Annotated in this window: 6 protein-coding genes and 1 pseudogene; 1 reads left to right on the top strand and 6 read right to left on the bottom strand. The window is 55.8% G+C overall.

All coding sequences use genetic code 11. The annotated features are described in order from the left end of the window. Positions 1 to 81: 81 nt before the first annotated feature. From ACEN8J_RS00595 to ACEN8J_RS00575, 5 genes are all read right to left on the bottom strand, one after another. Positions 82 to 1,815 (bottom strand): ABC transporter ATP-binding protein, encoded by a 1,734-nt coding sequence (locus ACEN8J_RS00595; RefSeq protein ID WP_029517531.1) that lies wholly within the window; start codon positions 1,813 to 1,815, stop codon positions 82 to 84. After that, a complete protein-coding gene (locus tag ACEN8J_RS00590) occupies positions 1,812 to 3,638 on the bottom strand; it encodes an ABC transporter ATP-binding protein (protein WP_029517530.1) in 1,827 nt (608 codons plus the stop codon). The genes ACEN8J_RS00595 and ACEN8J_RS00590 overlap by 4 nt, the downstream gene beginning before the upstream one ends. Beyond that, positions 3,628 to 6,936 carry a non-ribosomal peptide synthetase gene (locus ACEN8J_RS00585; protein ID WP_165150848.1) on the bottom strand — a complete coding sequence of 1,103 codons (3,309 nt, stop codon included), beginning with the start codon at positions 6,934 to 6,936 and terminating at the stop codon, positions 3,628 to 3,630. Before ACEN8J_RS00585 ends, ACEN8J_RS00590 begins: the two co-directional genes overlap by 11 nt. 154 nt (positions 6,937 to 7,090) lie before the next feature. Next, the gene (locus ACEN8J_RS00580) at positions 7,091 to 22,042 is read right to left on the bottom strand and encodes an amino acid adenylation domain-containing protein (protein WP_495594149.1); all 14,952 of its coding nucleotides are present in this window, start codon (positions 22,040 to 22,042) and stop codon (positions 7,091 to 7,093) included. A gap of 1,073 nt (positions 22,043 to 23,115) precedes the next feature. Next, positions 23,116 to 23,478 carry a TnsA endonuclease N-terminal domain-containing protein gene (locus tag ACEN8J_RS00575; protein WP_238438049.1) on the bottom strand — a complete coding sequence of 121 codons (363 nt, stop codon included), beginning with the start codon at positions 23,476 to 23,478 and terminating at the stop codon, positions 23,116 to 23,118. 631 nt (positions 23,479 to 24,109) lie between these two features. Here ACEN8J_RS00575 and ACEN8J_RS00570 point away from each other — a divergent pair. Next, positions 24,110 to 24,283: pseudogene (locus ACEN8J_RS00570) on the top strand (helix-turn-helix domain-containing protein); the annotation flags it as partial. Between the two features lie 40 nt (positions 24,284 to 24,323). Here ACEN8J_RS00570 and ACEN8J_RS00565 read toward each other — a convergent pair. After that, positions 24,324 to 24,455 (bottom strand): helix-turn-helix domain-containing protein, encoded by a 132-nt coding sequence (locus ACEN8J_RS00565; RefSeq protein WP_449292756.1) that lies wholly within the window; start codon positions 24,453 to 24,455, stop codon positions 24,324 to 24,326. Positions 24,456 to 24,465: the final 10 nt, after the last annotated feature.

Below are 24,465 nucleotides of genomic sequence, written 5' to 3'. Positions count from 1 at the left end.
ACCGGTTATAAAGTCATACCTTGGATTACTAAAAGACTCTGTCGCATTCGCGAGCAAGAAGCCGCCCGCCGTAAAGCGGATCTAGCCGTACAGCCGGGCGTAAAAACCTCCGAGCGCCAGCAGGTCCTGATGGCGGCCCCGCTCGACGACCGTCCCTTGGTTCATGACGGTAATCAAATCCGCATGTTCCACGGTGCTGAGTCGGTGGGCGATCAGAATGGTGGTGCGCCCCTTCATCAATACGTTCAAGGCCTGCTGTACCCAATGCTGGGATTCGTTATCCAGCGCGGAAGTCGCTTCGTCCAGCAGCAGAATCGGGGCGTTTTTGAGAATCGCCCGTGCGATCGCAATTCGCTGCCTTTGTCCGCCCGACAACGACGCTCCTCTCTCTCCCACCGGCGTTTTATACTGTTCAGGAAGTTCCTGAATGAAATGGTGAGCGTACGCCGCTTTGGCCGCTTCGATCACTTCTTCATCCGTTGCATCCGGGTTGCCGTAGCGGATGTTTTCCTCAATCGTGCCGGTAAACAAGAATGGCTCCTGCGGAACGTATGCAATCTGCCTGCGGATTTCTTCCAGCGTGTAATGGCCGAACGGTTTGCCTTGGAGCAGGATTTCTCCGCTGTCCACAGGATAAAAGCCGAGCAGCAGCTTGATCAGCGTACTTTTGCCGCTGCCGCTGGTCCCCACGATAGCGGCGACCTGGCCGGGAAACACCTGCATGGAGATGTCGACAAGCACCTTTTTATCCGCCTGATAGGAAAATTCCACATCGCGAAACTCCACCGCAGCCTCCGACACGAGCTCGCTGTGAGGAGATCCCAAACGCTCCGGTTCCTCTTCCTCTCTTAGTACCTCTTGAATCCGATGAGCGCCCGCGAGCGAATTTTGGGTCATCGACAGAACCATCCCCAAGTTCAACAAGGCATGCGTCAGATTCACTTGCAGAACCGCCAGGGCGGCGACGCTTCCCATTCCCATCAGTCCGTAGGCATAAAGAAGACTGCCGATGACGATGATGCCGCAGAACGTGACGTAGCTGATAAAATGATTCACCGCAGCCTGCATGCCATTCTTCTGCGCGGTTTGCCGAAGCGTCTGCGTCATTTGTTCGTTCAACGCCTCGTACTGGCCGTAAATCGTGCGGATGCGGAACAGCTTCACAATTTGAATGCCGCCCATAAAATCTTTGAATTTTTCGGTCATTTTACCGAGCGTTAGCAAGCCTTGTTCGGACAAGGCGCGAATATCCCGCGCAAATTTCAGGCTGACCACGGAGGACAGCAGCAGAATGACGAAGGATACGCCGGCAAACCGCCAATCGATCAACACCATGGAGACAATGGAGCCGATGCAAAAGACAACTTGAAGCAGCAAAACGAAGTAAACCTGCGAGAATGTAAACTCAACGGTCGTTACGTCGTTGTTCACCCGCGACAGCAAGTCCCCATGGTGCGTCTGCTCCAGGAATCTCGGCCGCACCCGGCACAGCTTGTCATAAAGACGTTCGCGGATATTCAGCACAGTCAGCTCGACACTGCGCTGGTTTAAGTAAATGAACCAGGGAGAAATCACATTTTCCAGGAACAAGACCGCGCCCAAAATAATAAAGGCTTCCACCATCAGGGACGTATCTCGGGACACGGCGAAATCAACCAAGTTATGTACGACCAAGCTGAAGGCGATCAGGAACAATGTCTGGGTGAGCGCCGTCACGGCCAGGCCAATGGCGTACTGGGTTTTGCGCTTGCGGTTCATAAACATCAGCAAGTAGCCGAGTTCTTTCACTTGCGAGAGCCATCCGCCCTTTTTCATGTGTACGCCACCTCCCTGCGTTCGGCAGACTCAGTAAATTCCTGATAGTACGACTGGGCGTACAGTCCCTTCATCTTCAACAATTGTTCATGAGTGCCCTTTTCAACAATACTCCCCTGTTCCATGACCCAAATTTCGTCGGCGTTTTGTACTGTAGAAAGCCGGTGGGCAATAACCATCGTCGTTCTCTGCTTCATCAATACGCCCAGCGCTTCCTGAACCGCGCTTTCCGACTCCGGATCAAGAGCCGACGTTGGCTCGTCCAGCAGCAGAACGGGAGCATCCTTCAGAAAAGCCCGGGCCATTGCAATGCGCTGGCGCTGCCCGCCGGACAAAAAGCCTCCGCGCTCTCCGACATACGTCTGGTAGCCGTCGGGCAGCTGCATAATGAAGGAATGCGCCTGAGCGGCTTTGGCGGCTTCGATAATCTCGTCCATCGACGCTACTTCCCGCCCGTAGCCGATATTTTCAGCGATCGTGCCGCTAAACAAATATGAATCCTGGGTTACCACGGAAAAATGCGACCGAAGCTGCTCCGGATCGGCGCCGTGGATCAGGCTGCCGAACACGCGGATCTCGCCCTGGTCCTCCGGAAGCGGATAAAAGCCGTATACAAGCTTAAACACCGTGCTCTTCCCTCCGCCGCTCGCTCCGACAAGCGCGATCGTCTTCCCTTCCGGCACAGAGAAGCTAACATTCCGCAGGATCGGGGATCTCTCCTCATACCCGAAGGTTACGTTCTGAAACTCGATGGGGGAGGCGCTCGCTTTCGGAAGCGAACGGCCATTTTCCGTTTCGGTCGGCTGCTCGACGATTTCGGAGACCCTTCTCAGGGCACCGGCCATTTCGAACGTCCGCGTGATGAGCTCGGGAATATGCTCCAGCGGCTCCAGACACAGATTCAGCAAGTACAGGAAGGCGATCAGCTCCCCCGCGCCTAGCTGCCCTTTGTAGATCAAATAGCTTCCGTAACTGACGGCGAAAATGATCGGGCTGATCATCAGCGTGGAAAGCAGCGGGTTGACCCAGGCTTCCCGCTTTTTCACGGCCAGCTTTTTTTGAGCCGTCAATTGCAGCAGCACTTGGTAGGAGCGAGATAACATGCCGGATAGCAGGTAGCTTTTTACAATAGGCATACCTCCAAGTGTATCCTGGAGGTTGACGTTCATTCGGCCCATGTTCGCCTGGGCTTCCTCCGTCAACCGCTCCAACTGCTTGCCGATCCATTGGGAAACCAGCAGCGCTACGGGAAATAACAGCAGGCTGTACAGCATCAGCTCCCATTGGAGGTAGATCAAATAAGTGAAACAGCCGATGAACAACAGCGGATGATAAAACCACTGGGCGAGGTCCCGAATCATAAACTGCTGGATGAGCTGCAGGTCGTTGTTGATCCGCGACAATACGTCGCCGGAGTGCTGCTTTTCCAAATAGGAGACCGGGAGTTTGCCGATATGACGCATGACATGGTTGCGGATATCCTGCACCGCAGAGGCGCTGCTTCGCTCCACGCCGAAGCTCATGAAAAACTTCGCCGGCACACCGATCAAGATGACCACAAAGACCGTGTACACGATTTGCAGAACGATTGGCCCCGCCCCCTTCTCGGCCTGGGTGGTCAGCTGCTCGATCAAACTTCCCGTCCATATCTCAATAACGGCGGCGGCAATCGCGGACAAGACACCGACGATCATCCAGCCTTTGTGACGGCTTACATAGGACATCAACCAGCGGAACGCTTTCCAGGCGGCGTAAGCGGTTTGACGCTTGGAAGGCGCCGCTGTGCCTTGTTCTAGAACAGACGGCTGGCGGTCAGCTTCCATGCAGTACCCCGGCCTCCGCTTCGATCTGCCGCTTGACTTGCTCTAAGATGTCCCGGATGACGACGGCCGTTTCTTCCACGCGCGCGAGTTCCAGCAATTCCTCGTGCGCACCCTCCAGCCGGTAATCGGCGTAAGCTTGCGTCGTTGCCCCACGCCAGGAAGGCAATTGGTGCTCCAGGCGGAACGCTTCGCTGTCCTTCGCAATCAGTTCGTAAATCCGGGCCGGGATCGTGCCGGAATTAATAAGCTGCGCTTCGTACGCCAAGGTCGCTTTGACCTTCCGATGAACCCGCTCCCGCACGAGCGGGTTGCTCATTAATTCCTTCTCTTCTTCGTCGAAATCGGCAAGCATTTCTTCAAGCTCTTTCTCCGACGTTTCGGAAGACGTCAGCGTGTCCTTAATCCACGAGTCCACCATGAGCACGTCCGTTACGGAATAGCCTCTTTTCTCCATCGTTTTGGCTACCTCGAACGTCAGGTTGCCTCCAAAGCAGTAGCCGAGCAGCACGTAAGGTCCTTCCGGCTGGATGCGGACGATCTCGTCCACATAACGGTTCAGCATGGCCTCGTAATCGACGGCATCGTCGATAAAATCAATGCCGTAGAGCACGAACCCGCCGTCGAGCCTGCTTGCAAGCTCTCGATAACCGATGCCAAAGCCGCTGCCTGGAGGGAAGCAGAACACGTTCAGATCTCCTGCTTTATTCAACTTAATGAAGGAGTCTCCCCCTTTATCCAGGCCCTGATCCCCCTCTCCGAAAGCCATGGCCTCAACGGTTACATGATGGAATTGGCGGTTCAGCGGTATCTCAATGCCCGTTTCATCGTAAACGGCTTGAACGAGCCTCATCAGACTTAACGAATTGCCACCCAACTCAAAAAAGTTATCCTTTACGCCGACCTGCGGAACGCCAAGCGTATCCTGCCAGACGCGGGCGATCTTCATTTCGAGCAGCGTTCTCGGCGCGACATATTCCGTTCCTCCGTCCGCGGCTTCCTCCGGCGCGGGCAGCGCTTTGCGGTCGATTTTCCCGTTCGGGGTCAGCGGCATCCGCGAAAGCTGCACGAGGTACGAAGGAATCATATAACCCGGAAGCTGCTTGGCGAGCTCCTCTTTGAGTTCATTCGCCGCCAGCCTCGTTTCTGCGACGTAATAAGCGACAAGTTGCTTATGGCCGTTCGCGTCGTCGCAGTCGAGCACCTTGGCTTCTTGCACGGCGGCGATCTTCAGCAGCTGCGTCTCGATTTCGTCCAGCTCGATCCGGTACCCGCGGATTTTCACCTGGTGGTCGATCCGGCCCAGGTATTCGATGTTGCCGTCCGGCAGCCAAGCCGCCAAGTCACCCGAGCGGTACAGTTTCTCCCCCTCCGCAAACGGGGAATCGACGAACTTCTCCGCCGTCAGATCCGGACGGTTCAGGTATCCTCTCGCAAGGCCTTCCCCGGCCACGTACATTTCGCCCGCTACGCCAATCGGCACAGGGCGGCGGTTCTCATCAAGGATGTACACCCTCAGCGTCGGGATCGGCTTGCCGATATTACTCTTCGCCGCCTCCATTTCGACCCACGTGATTTCCTTATATGTCACGTGAACCGTCGTCTCGGTAATGCCGTACATATTGATCAGCTTCGTCTCCGGGTACTTCGTCTTGAAGCCCTTGAGCAGCAGCGGACTCAGCGCTTCGCCCCCAAAGATGACGTTGCGAATCCGCAGATCGTACGGATGGTCCGCCAAGACCTTACGCAGCAGCTGGTAGAAGTACGTTGGCGTCTGGTTCAAAATCGTGACCTGTTCGCGGCCCAGCAGCGCCAGGAAATCGGCCGGATTTTTCGCCGTCAGCGGCGGTACGATGACCAGCTTGCCTCCGTTCAGCAGCGCTCCGTACATTTCCCAGACAGAGAAATCGAAGCAGAACGAGTGGAACAGCGTCCACGTGTCGGACGGCCCAAAGTCGAACAGGTTCTTGTCGTTGAACAGGAGGCGCACGACGTTCTTATGCTCGATCAGCGTTCCTTTCGGTCTGCCGGTCGTTCCCGACGTGTAGATGACATATGCCAGGTTGCCCGGCCCGGAAATCGGCTCCAGGTTCGAAGCGTCCAGCGCATCGGCGGAGTCCGCCCCACTGTCGCCCCAAACGAAATCGTCCAATTCGAGGCGCGTTCCTGCGAAGTCGGTCTTCTCATGCAGATGCTTCTGAATCAGCAATAACGGCGCGCCCGAATCCTCAATCATGAAGCGGATGCGCTCCTCCGGGTAGTCGGGATCGACAGGCACGTAGGCTCCGCCCGCTTTGAGAATCGCCAGAATGCCGACGACCATATCGAGCGAGCGTTCGGCCAGAATCGCTACCAGCTGATCCGCTTCTACTCCCGTCTTTCGCAGCTTCCGCGCAAGGCGGTTGGATCGCTCGTTCAGCTCGCGGTAGGTCAGCTGCCGCTCGTTCATGACGGCGGCCACGTTGTCCGGGTAAAGCTCCGCCTGTTCTTCGAACAAGCCGTAAATCGTTTTCCCCCGCTCGAACCCGGTTTCGGTGTCATTAAATCGCTTCAGCAGCGTCTCCCTCTCGTCTGGGGACAGCACATCGGCTTGTCCGAGCTCCAGATCCGGCTGAAATAAAAGCACGGACAGCAGCCGAACAAGATGGTCGGCCGCCTGGTCCACAAATGCCCGCTCGTACCGCTGCCCGTCAAAGCTTATTTCCAGCTTAATGGAGTGGTTTTGACGGTCGAAGCGAAAAACCGTATCGGCCGCCACCCGGTTACCCAGCGGTTCCGGATGAATCGGGGCGAAGGATGCGACGGTGTTGACGACCGGGAGGCCGTCCCCCGTATAGTCCAGATGGAGCGGCTCCACCATTTTCCGAAAAGGCAGGTGCTGATGCTCCAGCGCCTCGCCGATGGAAGCTTTGATGCCCCCGAGCAGCGTTTTCAGCGTAGTCTGGCGGCTTACGGACGTCTTGATCACCAAGATGTCATGCGGCGGCGGAGTCCCGTCGGGGTCTGCGCTATAAGAAGGCATGCCGACCAGCACTTGGTCCCGCCCGGTATATTTGAACAGCAGGCTTTTTACTCCTGCCAAAACAATCATGTACAAAGCCAAATCCGAACCGTTGGCGAGGCAAATGATTCTCTCCGAGAGTTCGCTCGGCAGAGTACGGTGAAGCAAACCCGGCTCGGCCACAGCTTCCCCGTCGGCGTATAATTTGGAGGATTGACTGTAGGGAAGGAAGCTCAGGCTGTCATCGGCGTCAAACTTGCCGCTCCAGTACCGTTCTTCCTTTTCAAACAAAGATTTCATTTGTACCTCCCCTAAAAATGAAGTGACCGCATGCCCCGGCGCAGGTCCGAAAAAGCATGCTTTCGGCCTGCGCGTTTACGGGCTTGGACGTTGTTCGCCGTCTTCCTTGGGATGCGCGCCGCTTTCGCTTGACGGCGGAGGCGCGCTTGTAGGATTAGAACGCGAATTCGATCGTATCGACGGCACTCTTTGCGCCTGCCGCCGGTTTATGACATTCAATCCGGCTTAACTCGAGTTGTGGATTTTCCGCAATTTGAGACAGTACCCGCAGGTAATCCTCGGTCAAGGTGCGGATCATCGCTTCTTTGAACAGCTTGGTGGCGTAGAAGAAGCCCCCGCTCAGCGCCCCGTTGTTTTCATACATAAACAGCGTCAGATCGAACTTCGCTTCTTCCAAATGGTCAAGCTCGTAAGTCTTCAGGCTGACCCCTTCCAGCTCGGCGTCTCGTTCTTCGATATTTTGCAAGTCGAAAACGGCATCGAACAGCGGGAAGCGGCCCGGCTCCCGCTTCACATTCAAACGCTCCACCAGATCCTCGAATGGATAATCCTGGTTCTCGAAAGCACCCAAAGCCGTTTCCTTCACTTCTTCCAGGTAGGACAAGAACGTTTTGTCGCCCGACGGACGATTGCGGATCGCCAGCGTATTGACAAACATCCCGATGACCGGTTCCAAATCGGCGTTCGTTCTTCCCGCCACCGGGGTACCCACGACCAAGTCCTCCTGCCCGCTGTACTTGGACAGCAGCACGGTATAAGCCGCAAGCAGCACCATGAACAGCGTGCTTTCACGCTCGGCCGCCAATTCGCGCAGCCGCGCAGAGAGAGAAGCTTCGACGTCGAACTCCAGATGCGCGCCTTCGTAGCTGCGAGCCGCAGACCGTTCGTAGTCCATCGGCAGGTCCGCCGTCGGCAACTCGCCTTCGAAGGTTTGCAGCCAGTACGCTTCCTGCCGCCCAATCCGCTCTCGGTGGGCCTTCGACTGCTGCCAAACGGCATAATCCTTGTATTGAATGCGCAGTGGCGGCAGTTCTTCCCCGGCGTAGAAACTCGAGAACTCATCGATCACAATCGCCATCGATACGCCGTCGGACACCATATGGTGCATGTCGAAAAGGAGAATATGCAGGTTCGGCTCCAGCTCGATGACCCCGGCGCGCAGCAGCGGCGGCTTGCCGAGATCAAACGGACGAACGAAGCTGCGGACGATCTGCTCGATTTGAGCCGCATCCTCTTTATCCGCTTGATGATGCTCGATAGCAAAATCGACCTGCGGGTAAATCCGCTGAACCGCTTCGGCCTTCACGATTTCAAAACCGGTGCGCAGCGATTCATGCCGTGTTATCAATTTCCGCAAGGCGGCTTCCAACCGGTCTAAGTCAAACTCGCCTTCCACCTGCACCAGCTCCGGCATGTTGTAAAGCTGATCCGCTCCATCCAGCGTGTGCTGAATGAACAGCCGTTTCTGCGCGGAGGACAGAGGGTAGTACTCTCTCTCCTCCGCTTGAGGAATGGCCTCATGCTCCCGCCGTTCCATCCGGGCGATCGCCTCGGCCATCGCCGCAATCGTCGAGTGACGGAATACGTCGCGCAGCGGCAGGTTGACGTTTAATTCCTTAAATACCTTGCCCGCCAGCGTCGTCGCCCGCAGGGAGTGGCCGCCGATGTCGAAGAAGTTGTCGTGAACGCCAATCTCCTTCGCAAGCCCCAGCACCTCCTGCCAAATCGCCGCCAGCTTCGTTTCCAGCTCATTGCGCGGTGCGATGTACTCCGTTCCGCTTCCCGCTTCCCCTTCCGGCGCCGGTAGCGCCTTCCGGTCAATCTTTCCGTTCGGCGTCAGAGGCAGGCGCTCCATCTCCACGAAGTACGACGGGATCATGTACCCCGGCAGCTCCTGCGCCAGCGCGCCGCGCAGATCGTTCACTGCCAGCTCCGCTCCGGTATCCGGTGTGTAATACGCGCATAGCGCCTTCTGCCCGTTCGCGTCACTTCGAACCAGCACCACCGCTTCGCGCACGCCTTCCACCCGCAGCAGCTGCGACTCGATCTCGCCCGTCTCGATCCGGTAGCCCCGAATTTTCGCCTGGTTGTCGATCCGGCCGATGAAGTCCACGTTGCCGTCTTCCATCCACCGTGCCAAGTCTCCCGTTCGGTACAGCCGCTCGCCCGCGGCGAACGGGCTGTCTACGAACTTCTCTTCTGTCAGCTCCGAACGGTTCAAGTACCCGCGCGCCACTCCGACTCCGCCGATGACCAGCTCGCCCAGCACCCCGACCGGCACCGGATTCAGGTGCGCATCCACGATGTAGAATTTCGCATTCAGCCACGCTTTGCCGATCGGCACATGGCCTGTCTGCGGCAGCTTCGTCAGCGGCTCGTCGTAGAAGCTGGAGTCGATCGCCGCTTCCGTCACGCCGTATGCGTTGATGATCCGGAACAACGAACCGAAGCGTTCCTGCAAGGTCCGGTAATCCCCCACGCTGCAGCTGTCCGAGCTCGTGATCAACAGCTCCATCCAGCTCATATCCAGTTGCTGCTCGTGCACGTACTCCAGGAACGGCACGATCAGCGCCGGCGTCGATTCGAAGATGGTGACCCGTTCCCGCTCCATCCAGTGGTGCAGACGAGACGGATCGATCCGGTCGTCCTTCGGCACAATCACCATCGTGCCTCCGTTGTACAGCGTCCGCGCGATATCTCCCACGAACACGTCGAACGAGAAGCTTGCGAGCTGCAGCAGCCGCACCGGGAACTGATCCAACCGGTATTCCCGCCGGTAGCCCGCCGCCGTGTTCACCAGGCTGCGGTGCTCGATCATCACGCCCTTCGGCTTGCCCGTCGTTCCCGACGTATAGATCACGTACGCCAGATCCTCCGGACGGGCTTCATGGAAGCTGTCGGTGCCAACATTCTGATGGCTCTCATCGCCGTCGTCCACAGTATCCGTCAGCTTGCCGGAGACTATGCCCGAGCCAATCGGCGCATTCGCCCGCTCCTCGCTGTACGACGCTTCGTCGTCCAGGTACAGCACCGCCGCCAGCGCCAGCTCCTCTTCGTCAAGCCAGGCTTCAGCACGCTCTCGCAGCGCCGTTTGCGTCAGCAGCACCTTCGCTCCGCTGTCTTCGAGCATGAACCGCACGCGCTCCGCCGGATAATCCGGGTCGAGCGGCACATACGCCCCGCCCGCTTTCCAGACGGCCAGCACGGCCACCAGCAAGTCCACCGAACGCTCGGCGAGAATGCCGACGATCGTCTCCCGGCCGATGCCGCTTGCGCGCAGCGTAGCCGCCAAGCGGTTCGCCCGCTCGTTCAGCTCCGCATACGTCAGCCGGTCGTTCTCGTACACGACGGCCGCCTCTTCCGGCGTGCGCTCCGCCTGTTCCTCAAACAGCCGGTGGAACGCGGCCGCAGGAGCCGCTTCCGGCTGCGCCGGGTTGAACGCGCCGATAATTTGTTCTTTTTCCTCTGTCGTCAGCAAGTCCAGCTCGGCAATCTTCGCATCTGGACGGCTTACGATCGTTTCGAGCAGCTGCTCGTAATGTTTCGCCAGCCGTTCGATCGTCTCCCTTTTGTAGAGAGCCGTCGCATATTCGAAGCTGTAATCCAAGCCGCCGTTCTCCTCGCCCACATCCAAGCTGATATCAAACTTCGCGGTATCTAATACGCTCGGATAAGGAATCAGGCGAAGCCCTTCCAGCTCAAATTCCTCGTTTTCCGTATTCTGCATCGTAAACAGCGTGTCGAAGAGCGGATTGCGGCTTAAATCACGGGTGACTTGCACCTTGTCCACCAATTCTTCGAACGGATAGTTTTGATGCTCGAAGGCATGGAGGGTCGTTTCTTTGACTTCGTTCAGGTATGACAGGAATGTCTTTTCCGAAGCCGGATAACTGCGGATAGCCAGCGTGTTTAAGAAAATCCCGATCAACGGCTGCACATCTCCATGATTCCTTCCGGCAATCGGCGTACCGACGATCACGTCTTCCTGACCTGAATATTTATGCAGAAGGACGTTATACGCCGCAAGCAGCACCATAAACAGCGTCGTGCCCGTTTCCGAGGCCAGCTGCTTCAGGCCGTCGGTTTTCGAAGCGTCGAAGGAAAACTCCAGCGTTTGGCCTTCGTAGCTCTGCACGGCCGGACGCGGATAGTCGGCCGGCATTTCCAGCACCGGCAGCTCGCCTTGGAACATGTCCAGCCAGTACGCCTCCTGACGCTGAAGCCGTTCTTTCTGCTCCTGCGAATGCTGCCAAACGGTGTAGTCTTTGTACTGAATGCGCAGAGGCTCCAATTGCTCGCCGCCGTACAAGCGGACGAATTCTTCAACAAAGATTTCCATCGAGACGCCATCGGAAATAATATGATGCATGTCGTACATTAGAATATGACGTTCCGGAGCCAGCTCGACAAGGCCTACCCTCAGCAGCGGAGGCTTCGCCAAGTCAAACGGACGGACGAAACGGCGAACCATCTCTTCGGCCTCTTGCTCATCCACTCGATAGAACTCCACGGCAAAATTCACGTCCTGGTAAATCCGCTGCGATGCTTCGCCATCCACCATTTCGAACCCGGTGCGCAGCGTTTCATGCCGCGCCACGAGCTTACGGAACGCTTCTTCGAACCTTGCCCGGTCCAAAGCCCCCTCCAGCAGCATCGCTTCCGGCATGTTGTAGCTAAGCTCCGCGCCTTCCAGTTGATTCAGGATAAAGAGACGTTTTTGAGCAAAAGATTGCGGGTACACCTCTCGGTCATCCGCCACCGGAATGGCAACGAATGTCTGCTCATCCAGCCGGGAAATGGCGGCGGCCATGCTCTCAATGGTGGAATGGCGGAACACGTCGCGCAGCGGCAGATCCACGCTCAATTCTTTATGAATCTTGCTGACCAGCGTCGTCGCCCGCAGGGAGTGACCACCGATGTCGAAGAAGTTGTCGTGAACGCCAATCTCCTTCGCAAGCCCCAGCACCTCCTGCCAAATCGCCGCCAGCTTTGTTTCCAGCTCATTGCGCGGTGCGACGTACTCCGTTCCGCTTCCCGCTTCCCCTTCCGGCGCCGGCAGCGCCTTCCGGTCAATTTTTCCGTTCGGCGTCAGAGGCAGGCGCTCCATCTCCACGAAGTACGACGGGATCATGTACCCCGGCAGCTCCTGCGCCAGCGCGCCGCGCAGATCGTTCACTGCCAGCTCCGCTCCGGTATCCGGTGTGTAATACGCGCATAGCGCCTTCTGCCCGTTCGCGTCACTTCGAACCAGCACCACCGCTTCGCGCACGCCTTCCACCCGCAGCAGCTGCGACTCGATCTCGCCCGTCTCGATCCGGTACCCCCGAATTTTCGCCTGGTTGTCGATCCGGCCGATGAAGTCCACGTTGCCGTCCTCCATCCACCGCGCCAAGTCTCCCGTGCGGTACAACCGCTCGCCCGCGGCGAACGGGCTGTCTACGAACTTCTCTTCTGTCAGCCCCGGACGGTTCAAGTACCCGCGCGCCACTCCGACTCCGCCGATAACCAGCTCGCCCAGCACCCCGACCGGCACCGGATTCAGGTGCGCATCCACGATGTAGAATTTCGCATTCAGCCACGCTCTGCCGATCGGCACATGGCCTGTCTGCGGCAGCTTCGTCAGCGGCTCGTCGTAGAAACTTGAGTCGATCGCCGCTTCCGTCACGCCGTATGCGTTGATGATCCGGAACAACGAGCCGAAGCGTTCCTGCAAGGTCCGGTAATCCGCCACGCTGCAGCTGTCCGAGCTCGTGATCAACAGCTCCATCCAGCTCATATCCAGCCGCTGCTCGTGCACGTACTCCAGGAACGGCACGATCAGCGCCGGCGTCGATTCGAAGATGGTGACCCGTTCCCGCTCCATCCAGTGGTGCAGACGAGACGGATCGATCCGGTCGTCCTTCGGCACAATCACCATCGTGCCTCCGTTGTACAGCGTCCGCGCGATATCTCCCACGAACACGTCGAACGAGAAGCTTGCGAACTGCAGCAGCCGCACCGGGAACTGATCCAACCGGTATTCCCGCTGGTAGCCCGCCGCCGTGTTCACCAGGCTGCGGTGCTCGATCATCACGCCCTTCGGCTTGCCCGTCGTTCCCGACGTATAGATCACGTACGCCAGATCCTCCGGACGGGCTTCATGGAAGCTGTCGGCATTCGTCCGCTCCTCGCTGTACGACGCTTCGTCGTCCAGGTACAGCACCGCCGCCAGCGCCAGCTCCTCTTCGCCGAGCCAAGCTTCAGCACGCTCTCGCAGCGGCGTTTGCGTCAGCAGCACCTTCGCTCCGCTGTCTTCAAGCATGAACCGCACGCGCTCCGCCGGATAATCCGGGTCGAGTGGCACATACGCCCCGCCCGCTTTCCAGACGGCCAGCACGGCCACCAGCAAGTCCACCGAACGCTCGGTCAGAATGCCGACGATCGTCTCCCGGCCGATGCCGTTTGCGCGCAGCGTAGCCGCCAAGCGATTCGCCCGCTCGTTCAGCTCCGCATACGTCAGCCGGTCGTTCTCGTACACGACGGCCGCCGCTTCCGGTGTGCGCTCCGCCTGTTCCTCGAACAGCCGATGGAACGCCGCCACAGGAGCCGCTTCCGGCTGCGCCGGGTTGAACGCGCCGAGAATTTGCTCTTTTTCCTCTGCCGTCAACAAGTTCAGCTCGGCAATCTTCGCATCCGGACGGCTTACGATCGCCGCAAGCAAATGTCCGAAATGAGTCGACAGCCGCCGGATCGTGCTTTCTTTATAAAGAGCCGTTGCGAATTCAAAGCTGCACTCCAGGCCGCCGTTTTCTTCCGTAACATCCACACTCAGGTCGAACTTGGCCGTGCCGTATTCGCTAGGGTACGGGGACAATTTCAGCCCTTCCAGCCCAAACTCTTTGTCCTCCAAGTTTTGCAGGGAGAACATCGTGTCAAACAGCGGGTTGCGGCTCAAATCCCGGCTGACCTGCACTTTATCGACGAGCTCTTCGAACGGATAATTCTGATGCTCGTAAGCGCCTAAGGTCGTTTCTTTCACTTCTTCCAGATACGACAGGAAGGTCTTCTCCGAAGCCGGATAATTGCGGAGCGCCAGCGTATTAACGAACATTCCGATCAAAGGTTGCGTGTCTCCGTGCGTTCTGCCCGCAATCGACGTTCCGACGATCAAATCGTCCTGACCTGTGTATTTATGCAAAAGCACGGTATATGCCGCAAGCAGCACCATATACAGCGTCGTTCCTCTTTGAGCCGCCAGTTGCTTTAAGCCTTCGTTCGTTGCCTCGTCCACGAAGGACGTCAGCGTTTGTCCCTCAAAGCTCTGCACGGCAGGACGCGGATAGTCCGTCGGCATTTCCAGAACCGGCAGCTCGCCCCGGTAACGGTCCAGCCAGTAAGCTTCCTCGCGTTTCAACTGCACTTTTTGCTCGTCCGACTGCTGCCATACCGCATAGTCCTTGTATTGAATGCGCAAAGGCTCTAATGACTCGCCACCGTACAGACGAACGAGTTCCTCGACTAACACGTCCATCGAAACCCCGTCGGAGACGATATGGTGCATGTCGAACATCAGCAAATAACGTTCGGCTGCCAGCTCTACAAGCTCCGCCCGCAGCAACGGAGGCTTCGCCAAGTCGAAAGGCCGGATGAAGGCCTGCACGACTTCAGGCGCTTCTTCCTCGCTCGCATGACGGTACTCGACAGCAAAGTCGACGCTCTCGTAAATGCGCTGTATTGCTTCGCCTTGTACGATCTCAAAGCCGGTTCGCAGCGTTTCGTGCCGTGCGATCAGTCCCCGGAAAGCCTTCTCCAGCAGGCTCCGGTCAATCGATCCTTCCAGCAGCAGCACGCCCGGCATGTTGTAGCTCTGATCGGCCCCTTCCAGCTGATTCAGGATAAACAGCCGCTTCTGAGCCGAGGAAAGCGGATAATATGCTCTTGCGCCTGCCCGCGGAATCGACGAGAACAATTGCTTTCCGATCCGGGAGATGGCAAGAGTCATCTCTTCGATTGTCGAGTAGCGGAATACGTCGCGCAACGGAAGTTCGACGTTCATTTCCTTCTGAATCTTGCTGACAAGGTTCGTCGCCCGCAAGGAGTGGCCTCCAAGCTCGAAGAAATTGTCCAGGACTCCAATGCCGGAGTAGCCCAGTACTTCCTCCCAGATCTTCACAAGCTGGGACTCCGTCCGGTTACGCGGCGCTACGTATTCGACGCCCGTTTGTATGCCGCCTTGCGGCTCCGGTAGCGCTTTGCGGTCCACTTTGCCGTTGGTCGTCAGCGGCATGCGCTCCAGCTGCACGAAGTACGACGGGATCATGTACCCCGGCATTCCCTGGGCCAGCGAGGTTCTCATTTCGCTGACCGTCAGCGTTCGGTCCGCCACAAAGTAGGCGACAAGCGCCTTCTCGCCCTCGCCGTCCTGACGGGCGAGCACCACCGCTTCTTCCACGCCCTCGACGTTCAGCAGCTGCGTCTCGATTTCGTCCAGCTCGATCCGGTACCCGCGGATCTTCACCTGATGATCGATCCGGCCCAGGTATTCGATGTTGCCGTCCGGTAGCCAAGCCGCCAAGTCACCCGAGCGGTACAGTTTCTCCCCCTCCGCAAACGGGGAATCGACGAACTTCTCCGCCGTCAGATCCGGACGGTTCAGGTATCCTCTCGCAAGGCCTTCCCCGGCCACGTACATTTCGCCCGCTACGCCGATCGGCACAGGGCGGCGGTTTTCATCCAGGACGTACACCTTCAGCGTCGGGATCGGCTTGCCGATATTACTCTTCGCCGCCTCCATTTCGACCCACGTTATTTCCTTATATGTAACGTGAACAGTCGTCTCGGTAATGCCGTACATATTGATCAGCTTCGTCTCCGGGTACTTCGTCTTGAAGCCCTTGAGCTGCAGCGGACTCAGCGCTTCGCCCCCGAAGATGACGTTGCGAATCCGCAGATCGTACGGATGGTCCGCCAAGACCTCACGCAGTAGCTGGTAGAAGTACGTTGGCGTCTGGTTCAAAATCGTGACCTGTTCGCGGCCCAGCAGCGCCAGGAAATCGGCTGGACTTTTCGCCGTCAGCGGCGGTACGATGACCAGCTTGCCTCCGTACAGCAGCGCTCCGTACATTTCCCAGACGGAGAAATCGAAGCAGAACGAGTGGAACAGCGTCCACGTGTCAGACGGCCCGAAGTCGAACAGGTTCTTGTCGTTGAACAGGAGGCGCACGACGTTCTTATGCTCGATCAGCGTTCCTTTCGGTCTGCCGGTCGTTCCTGACGTGTAGATGACATATGCCAGGTTGCCCGGCCCGGAAATTGGCTCCAGGTTCGAAGCGTCCAACGCACCTTCGGAGTCCGCCCCTCTGTCGCCCCAAACGAAATCGTCCAATTCGAGGCGCGTTCCTGCGAAGTCGGTCTTCTCGTGCAGATGCTTTTGAATCAGCAATAACGGCGCGCCCGAATCCTCAATCATGAAGCGGATGCGCTCCTCCGGGTAGTCGGGATCGACAGGCACGTAGGCTCCGCCCGCTTTGAGAATCGCCAGAATGCCGACGACCATATCGAGCGAGCGTTCGGCCAGAATCGCTACCAGTTGGTCCGCTTCTACTCCCGTCTCCCGCAGCTTCCGCGCAAGGCGGTTGGATCGCTCGTTCAGCTCGCGGTAAGCCAGCTGTCGCTCGTTCATGACGGCGGCCACGTTGTCCGGGTAAAGCTCCGCCTGTTCTTCGAACAATTGAACGAGCGTCTTCTCGCGCGGAAATTCCGTGGTGGTGTCGTTAAAACGTCCGAGAAGGTCGGCCTTTTCCGCCTCCGTCACAAGTTCCAGCTCGCCCACTGTAATTTCCGGGTTATCCGTCACCTGCTCCAGCAGATGGACGAGATGCCCCTTGAGCCGCTCGATGCTGTCTTTATCGAACACTTCGGCGTTAAAGTCAAACCGGATTTCGATTTCGACTCCCGGCACCACGGTCACGTTGAAGTTATAGTTCGTCTGCTCCTCCATCTGAACGTCAGCGATCGTCAGGTCGCCGTGCTGCTGGTCGCCCGCCTGCTCCATCTGCTCGTCCACCGGATAGTTCTCGAAAGCGATGATATGGTTGATCAGGTTCTGCTTTTGCACGCTGCGGGCTTGAATTTCATACAACGGATAGTAATCATAACGCCCGGACTCCAGCGCCCACTCTTGGAGCTTCGCCATCAGGTCGGCGAACACGGTGTCCGCTTCGCTCGTGACGCGGACCGGCACCGTATTGATGAATAGCCCGATCATGGACTCGATACCCGGGATTTCCGCCGGTCTTCCGGCCACGACGCTGCCGAATACGGCATCGTTTGTTCCGTTATATTTTTGCAGCATCACGCCCCAAGCGGCTTGCAGCAGCGTATTGACCGTAACCAGGCGCTGTTTCGCCACCCGGTCCATCCGCTCGCTCAAGTCCTTGCCCAGCTCGGCGGTGACGTGATCAGCCGTAAATCTGCCGTTCGGCGCCGGTTCCTTTTGTCCCGGGAGTACGGTTTGCCCTTCATAACCTGCCAGGAATGCCGTCCAATAGCCGGATGCCGCCTGATCGTCCTGTTTCTCCAACCATTCGATGTAAGCGCCATAATCCGATCCCTTATCTCCCGCTGGCTGCTTGCCGGATGCCAAGGCCGAGTACGTCTCAAACAGCTCCTGCGTCAGCTGCGGCAGGCACCAGCCGTCCATCAAAATATGCTGGAAACTCCACAGCACATGATAGCTTTGCTCTTCGGTGCGCAGGATCGTAACCCGAACGAGCGCGTCATGTTCCATGTCGAAGCCGCGAAGTTTGTCATCCTCGGCCTTTTTATCCAAATACGCTTGTTTCTCGTCCGCCTGCAAATGAAGCAGCTCTTCATATTCAAAGCCGACCGGCTTGTCGCGGTATATGATTTGCAGCGGCTCGCCCGCCGGTCCTTGCACAAAATTCGCCCGCAGCACCAAATGACGTTTCGCAAGTTCCGTCCAGCTCCTCTCGAAAAGCTGGACGTCGAGTACTCCCCTCATCGTAAATCGCGTCTGCTCGAAGTAAGCGGCCGTTTGCCGGTCAAGCGCGCTGTGGAACCACATGCCCTTCTGCATCGGCGTAAGCGAGTAAATATTTTCGATTTCCCCGAGATGGCCCGAGCGCTGGGCGATTTGCTCTAGTTCGGCGATGGTCAAGCCTTTAAATTGCACGTCGCTAGGCGTCAATTCGGTATTTTCTTTGCCTGCGCAGTGGATAATGAGCTCTCGTAGACTTTGCTCAAGCCGCTGAGCGAAGGCTTCCATCGTTACCTTGTGATACTGCTTCCGGCTGTAGCTAAGATCAAGCGATAAAGCGCCGTCCAGCACCATGCCGTTGATATCCAGCACAAAGCTGCGGGCCTGCCGGTCGCTGGCCGGGCTGCCGCTGGAATAAGAAGATATACCGATCTCGTCCTGGTTGACATCATTGTCGAACTGGCCGAGGTAATTAAAATTAATTTCCGGCTCTGCGCCCCAAACAAAGCCATCCTCCGATTTGGAGAGATAGCGGCATATGCCGTACCCAAGTCCTTTGTTCGGAATGCGGCGCAAACTTTCCTTGACCTGTTTAATCTGATAGGCCAAATCCCGGTCAGTTTCCGGCTCTAGGACGACCGGAAACTTGGTCGTAAACCATCCGACTGTGCGCGTGATGTCGATATCCGTTCCGATCGGTTCGCGTCCGTGTCCTTCGAGATTGATCCGCACCCGTTCGTGTCCCGTCCACTTGCGAACGGCTATGCCGAGCGCCGTTACCAAAATATCGTTCATTTCGGTGTTGTAGGCCCGGTGAACCCGCTTCAGCAGCAGCTCCGTTTCTTCGGGAGTCAAACGCACGAACAGCGATTCGCTGTCCTGCTGCGTCGTAACGTCCGCCTCCAGATCCTTCGGCACGGCCGGAACCGCAATTTGTTCCACGGCCTGCCAATAGGCCCGTTCCTTCGCCATCTCCGGGCTTTGCGCGTAAGCGGCCAGCTGCTCGGACCAAGTGCGGTACGCATCCGTTTTGGCCGGGAAACGAATTTCCTCGCTTTTGCCGGCCTGCTCGTAACCCAGAGCGAAATCCTCCATCAAAATGCGCCAAGACACGCCGTCCACCACGGCATGATGAACCGCGAGCAGCAAATGATCGCCGTCCGCGCACCGGAACAGTCCCGCCTTCACGAGGGGCCCGTTCTCCAGATCGATGCCCGCTTGAATGTCCGTTGCCTTCGCTTCCACAGCCTGCGCGGTATTCTCCGCATCCTTGAAGTCGAACACGTCCAGCGTGAACAGCCCGCCTTCCTGAATCGCGCGGGTCCGCGCGCTAAACCCTTGTTCCGTCTTGCAGAACACCATCCGCAAGGCGTCATGATGCTCGGCCAGCTTTTGCAGCACCTGACGCACCGTCTCTTCGTCGAAGCGTTCCTTCCGGTACAGCATCACCGACTGGTTGAAATGATGCGGGTCCGCAAAGGAGCTCCCGAAAAACCAATGCTGAATCGGTGTCAGCTCCGTTTCACCCGTTATTTCACCTTGATCGATGGTACGTCCGATCGGTTTCACATGCAGGCTGAGCTGTGAGATAGTCGGATATTTGAACAAATCCCGGATTTCCAGCTTGTACCCGGCTTGATGAAGCCGCGAAGATACTTGAATGGACTTGATCGAGTCTCCGCCCAGCTCGAAGAAATGATCCGTTACCCCAACGCGATCGGCGTTCAATACCGCCTGCCACACATCGGCAAGCGTCCGCTCCGCTTCATTGCGGGGAGCTACGTACGCGCCGCCGGTCAGTGCGTTTCCTTCCGGGGCGGGCAAAGCCTTGCGGTCGATTTTGTCGTTCGGCGTGAGCGGCATCCGCGGAAGCTGAACAAAATGCGCCGGAATCATGTAATTCGGCAACTTTTGCGCCAGCTCGCTTCTCAGCTCGCCGAGCGTAAGCGGGCGGCCCGCGACCAGGTAAGCGCACAGTTCTTGCCCGCTTTTGCCTTCCCGCGCGATTACGATCGTCTCCTGCACGGAGTCGATCTTCAGAAGCTGCTCTTCAATCTCGCCGATCTCGATCCGGAATCCACGGATTTTCACCTGATGGTCAATCCGGCCCAAGTACTCAATATTTCCGTCCGGCAGCCAGCGGGCCAAGTCGCCCGTCCGGTACAGTCTCTCTCCGGGCTCAAACGGGTGTTCGATGAATTTCTCCGCCGTCAGATCCGGCCGGTTCCAATATCCCCGGGCGAGGCCGACGCCCGCGATGCATAATTCTCCCTCCACTCCGATAGGCGCTAGCTGATTCTGTGCGCCCAGTATATACAAGCGATGGTTCCAGATCGGACGTCCGATCGGTATCGCTCTGCGTTCGGTGTCATACGTAGACGCCGCCCACACGGATGTGGCGATCGAGGCTTCCGTCGGACCGTACGCGTTATAGTACTGTACCTTGTCTTTCCACTGCTGCACGAATTCTGCTGAAACGGCGGAGCCCGCCGTGATGAGCCTGCTCAGACTCGGCAGGCGGTCTGAATTCAAATAAGCCGCATAAGTTGGCGGCAAAGTGGCGATCGTAATTGCATGCTCGTTCATGAAACGTTCGAACAGCTGATCATCCAAAACCGTCTCGGTTGACGGTATATATAAGGTCGCCCCGAAATACAGGGCGTTGAACATCTCCCAGCACGACGCATCGAACGATAGGCTGGCGAATTGCAGCACTCGATCCTGTTCGGTCGTGTGAAGCGTATGGGCAAACGTCAGTTTCAAGCTGACCAGCCCGCGATGCTCCAGCATGACCCCTTTGGGTTTGCCCGTCGTACCTGATGTATAGATGACATAAGCCAGATCGTTCGGACCGCTGGCCGGCTCCAGGTTCGAGCCATCGTCGCTGTAGGCCTGCTCGTCATCCAGCGCCACCACGGTCCCTTCGAACGGCACCTGCAGCAGCAGCTCCCTTTGAGTCAGCAGCAACTGCGCGTTCGAGTTCTCCAGAATGTAGCGGATGCGTTCTTCCGGGTATTCCGGGTCGATCGGCACGTAGGCACCGCCAGCTTTCAGAACCGCCAGAATGCCAACGACCGTCTCCAGCGATCTCCTGGCCATCAAGCCTACCAGCTGATTGGGCAGCACCCCGACCGATCGCAGCGTCCGCGCCAGCCGGTTCGCCCGTTCATTCAGCTCCGCGTACGAAAGCCGCCGCCCCTCAAAGACAACCGCCGTCGCTTCGGGCACCCGCTTCGCCTGCTCCTCCACGAGCTGATGAATCGTCCGATCACGGGGATAGTCCTTCTCGGTATCGTTAAAGCTTTGCAGCAATTGAAATTTCTCGTCCTCCGACAGCATGTCCGCCCGCACGATGTCCAGCTCCAACTCGTGAAGCCCCACGGCCAGCAGGCGATTCAGATGGCCGACGACCCGAGTCATGAACTCGGAGTCATATAAGTGCTCGTTATATGACAGCGCTAGCTGTATCGTCCCGCCGGTTAAGCTGAATTCAAAGGAACAATCCGTGACCACGTTTTGCCCGATTTCGTCCAGATGCAGCTCCTTAAGAGATACTAGCGTATGGATGACGGGTATCCCGTCTGCATATTGCAGGTCCAGCTTCTCCGCCATTTTCAAGAACGGAATATGTTGGTGCTGAAACGCTTCAGGCAAGGAAGTCCTCAGCTCGCTCAGAAGCGTTTTAAAAGTCGCACCCACCGAAAGCGAGTTTTTCAAAATGACCGTATGATTAACGGATCGGCGCGTCTCCGTCGGTTTCCGTACAACCGGCATGCCGACCAGAATGTCAGAAGCGCCTGTATATTTATGCAAGAGCGACTGAACACCGGCGAGCAAAATCATAAAAGTGGCCAGCGGAGCGCCCTTGCTCATTTGAAGGACGCGCTGCGCCACTTCCTCCGAAAGCGAACCGCCGACGGTTGTCATAATGGGCGCCAGGGAGCTTGGAGCCTTGCTGTAAGGCAGACGCGTCAAGGTATAATCGTCGCTACCGAATTTTTCGTTCCAAAACAACGTTTCTTTTTCAAAAGCCATCTGGATCGTTCCCCTTTCTTCATCGGCAAAAGCAATCCGGCGGAGCATATGCCGCAGCAACGCTCCAGCCTCGCTCCCCGCCTTTTCAAACATGTGACAACAATGTCAATGGCTCTCGCCAAGTCACCGCTTCGCTTGCCCGGTTGATCGCATGCGGCAATCCTCTGCCTAGCAGCTATCCCGCTCGGCTCCCATGCGTGAAAGACAACAAAGAGCATCGTTCTATGCAAGAGATGCGGCTGCTCCCGGCTCCTCTGCTTCAATATGCTTGCTGCGGACGAGCCGCCCGAAGACGGGCTTTGGTTTAACATTGGGTTCGGAATTGGATTTGGGGGTGGACAAGGGATGTTCCTCCCATCGATGTAAGACTTGCTGTAGGGTTCCGGCCGGCCAGCACAAAGTCGGCCGTACCTCCGGATTCGGCACCGGAGCTGCCTTTGTCGAAGCTTATGTTTAAGGATATTGATACACTCTATGTACGATTTGTGTATTCCCCCGCCTGGTGTGGATAAGTAAAGATCCGGCTGCGGGGTAGTGAGCCTTTCCTGACGATTAGATGTGACGATGGTGCTGCATGAGGCTCAAAGAATGCTCCGTATGGCATGAACGGGACAGCCCTTGGATTGGCGGTGAATTCCAGCTTTTCAAAAATGCTCACGCGCTTCATCTTCCATCGGAATTGGGATAAGGTTGGCTTCATCCTTTCTGGACCTTCTGACGTCATGGAGCAACATATTCTCGACTGTCATTTTCCACAATTGTCGGTCTCCGCATGCCAGCTTGCTGGGTTGCCAGTGGACTGGTCTCTCGCGGCACAGCTTGGACAGGTATAAAAACCATCCAATTCTATTTTCTATCATAATTGGAAGGTTGACCTAGGTAGAATTATATCAAAATTTCCAATAATGTATAGTAAAACTTTAGTTAAATTGGGTCTTCCCAACATAAAGTGTTAATATTTTGCCTAAAAAGAGCGAATGGAGAAGAAACACTGGGAATGGCTTGCCATCAATCGGGGAATTCGACGCGTGTCGACACTGAGGCGGGGTGCCGGCCAATTTGGGAGATCTTCCCTGTATATATTCTCTGCTGGTGCTCCGAATCCTTGCGCTTGCGTCTATTTTCTAAAATAATCATGGATTGTAGAGTAGGCTGTATTAGATGAGTCATATCCAGTACCCACTTGGTAAACCAAATAATTCATCTTGTTCTCTTGTAACTTTCGCAAATGGTTTTTCACTTTGTTGAATAGCATAATAGAGATTATCTTCGAGACTATTTATATGGTGATTTGACAACTTATCGTTGTTTTTAGCATTATGAAGCCATTCGACATTCCTGAATAAATTGTAGTTTATCTGCCTTTCCGTAATAAGTGCCCACTCTATCTTTTGGTCTTTAAAGAACTCTTTTTCAATCTGTAATTTCTCTACAACTCGTTTTGTCAACTTGTTAAAAGGTTTGATAGAATGTGCAATAAATTTTATACTTTTTTCTTGTTTTACTGTAAGTAACATATCTGTAGTCATAATGATGGGAAGCTTATTCTTGGGGTCAGTTGGATGTTTAACTTTTATGCAATATAGAGGGTTTTATCTAGGGGTAATAAAGGAAATTGTTCGCGAATATCAATCACTTGCTCTGACCACTTCCATTTGGCAATGATGTGCCAATTCAAAGTGTTCAGACAGATAATGGTGAAGTCGACCACTTTTCCAACCAAGAATTCGAGTAACTATCCCTATTGAAGGTACATCATGTACCGTCAACCAAGGTTTATATTCCGAAAAGTGGCCTTGACCTCTTCCTTCTTTGATTTTCCGTTGAATAGATGCTATAGAGTTACTTGATCGAATTTTGCTCATTATTCACCTTCTTTTTAGAACTACTAAATCAGAGTAAAGTTCAGTTATCTTTTTCTACTCCTAAGATATATTTTAGTTTTACTTCAAAATACAAATGTAGAATATAACAACTCACAGCTTTATACAATAGCAAAGTAATATTTTTTAGCTATATTTTACTTCGTAGCCTATTCATAGGCTACTCGTAGGGTACAGTAGGGTATGAATAAGCTATAATATGGGCTATAAGTAAGTATAATTAGTAAGCAGATGGGTCGGGTAAAAGCTATTTGATTTTCTCAATAGAGATGAATTCATGAATACTTTGGAACAGCGCTGTAAAAAATCGAGACTACTCCATAAATGGACACAAAAGGAAATTCCTAATAAGATCGGGGTAACTAAACAGGTTGCTTCTAATTGGGAGCGAAACGTAGCACGGCCTGAAATTAATCATTTAATATCTTTAGCAAAGGTTTTTGACGTTACAACTGATTATCTACTTTGTATTGCTAATCGAATGACGTTCCCTACTGTGTGGGCTCAATTGATACAGGCGTATCTCCAAAGATTAACCACTCTATATGGGAATTGAAGTTTTCTTTAATTGCTATAATTATATCAAGAGAGGGTCTGTATTTATCTTGCTCCAGCTCACTCAACGTTCTTTGA

The organism is Paenibacillus sp. Paensp38, from assembly GCF_059491915.1.
The sequence above is the reverse complement of the archived record's forward strand: the minus strand, read 5'-3'. Positions and strand labels throughout refer to the sequence as shown.

Coding starts and splice junctions, on each gene's coding strand:
- ACEN8J_RS00595 (WP_029517531.1), bottom strand. CDS start 1,815: ATGAAAAAGGGCGGATGGCTCTCGCAAGTGAAAGAACTCGGCTACTTG.
- ACEN8J_RS00590 (WP_029517530.1), bottom strand. CDS start 3,638: ATGGAAGCTGACCGCCAGCCGTCTGTTCTAGAACAAGGCACAGCGGCG.
- ACEN8J_RS00585 (WP_165150848.1), bottom strand. CDS start 6,936: ATGAAATCTTTGTTTGAAAAGGAAGAACGGTACTGGAGCGGCAAGTTT.
- ACEN8J_RS00580 (WP_495594149.1), bottom strand. CDS start 22,042: ATGTTTGAAAAGGCGGGGAGCGAGGCTGGAGCGTTGCTGCGGCATATG.
- ACEN8J_RS00575 (WP_238438049.1), bottom strand. CDS start 23,478: ATGACTACAGATATGTTACTTACAGTAAAACAAGAAAAAAGTATAAAA.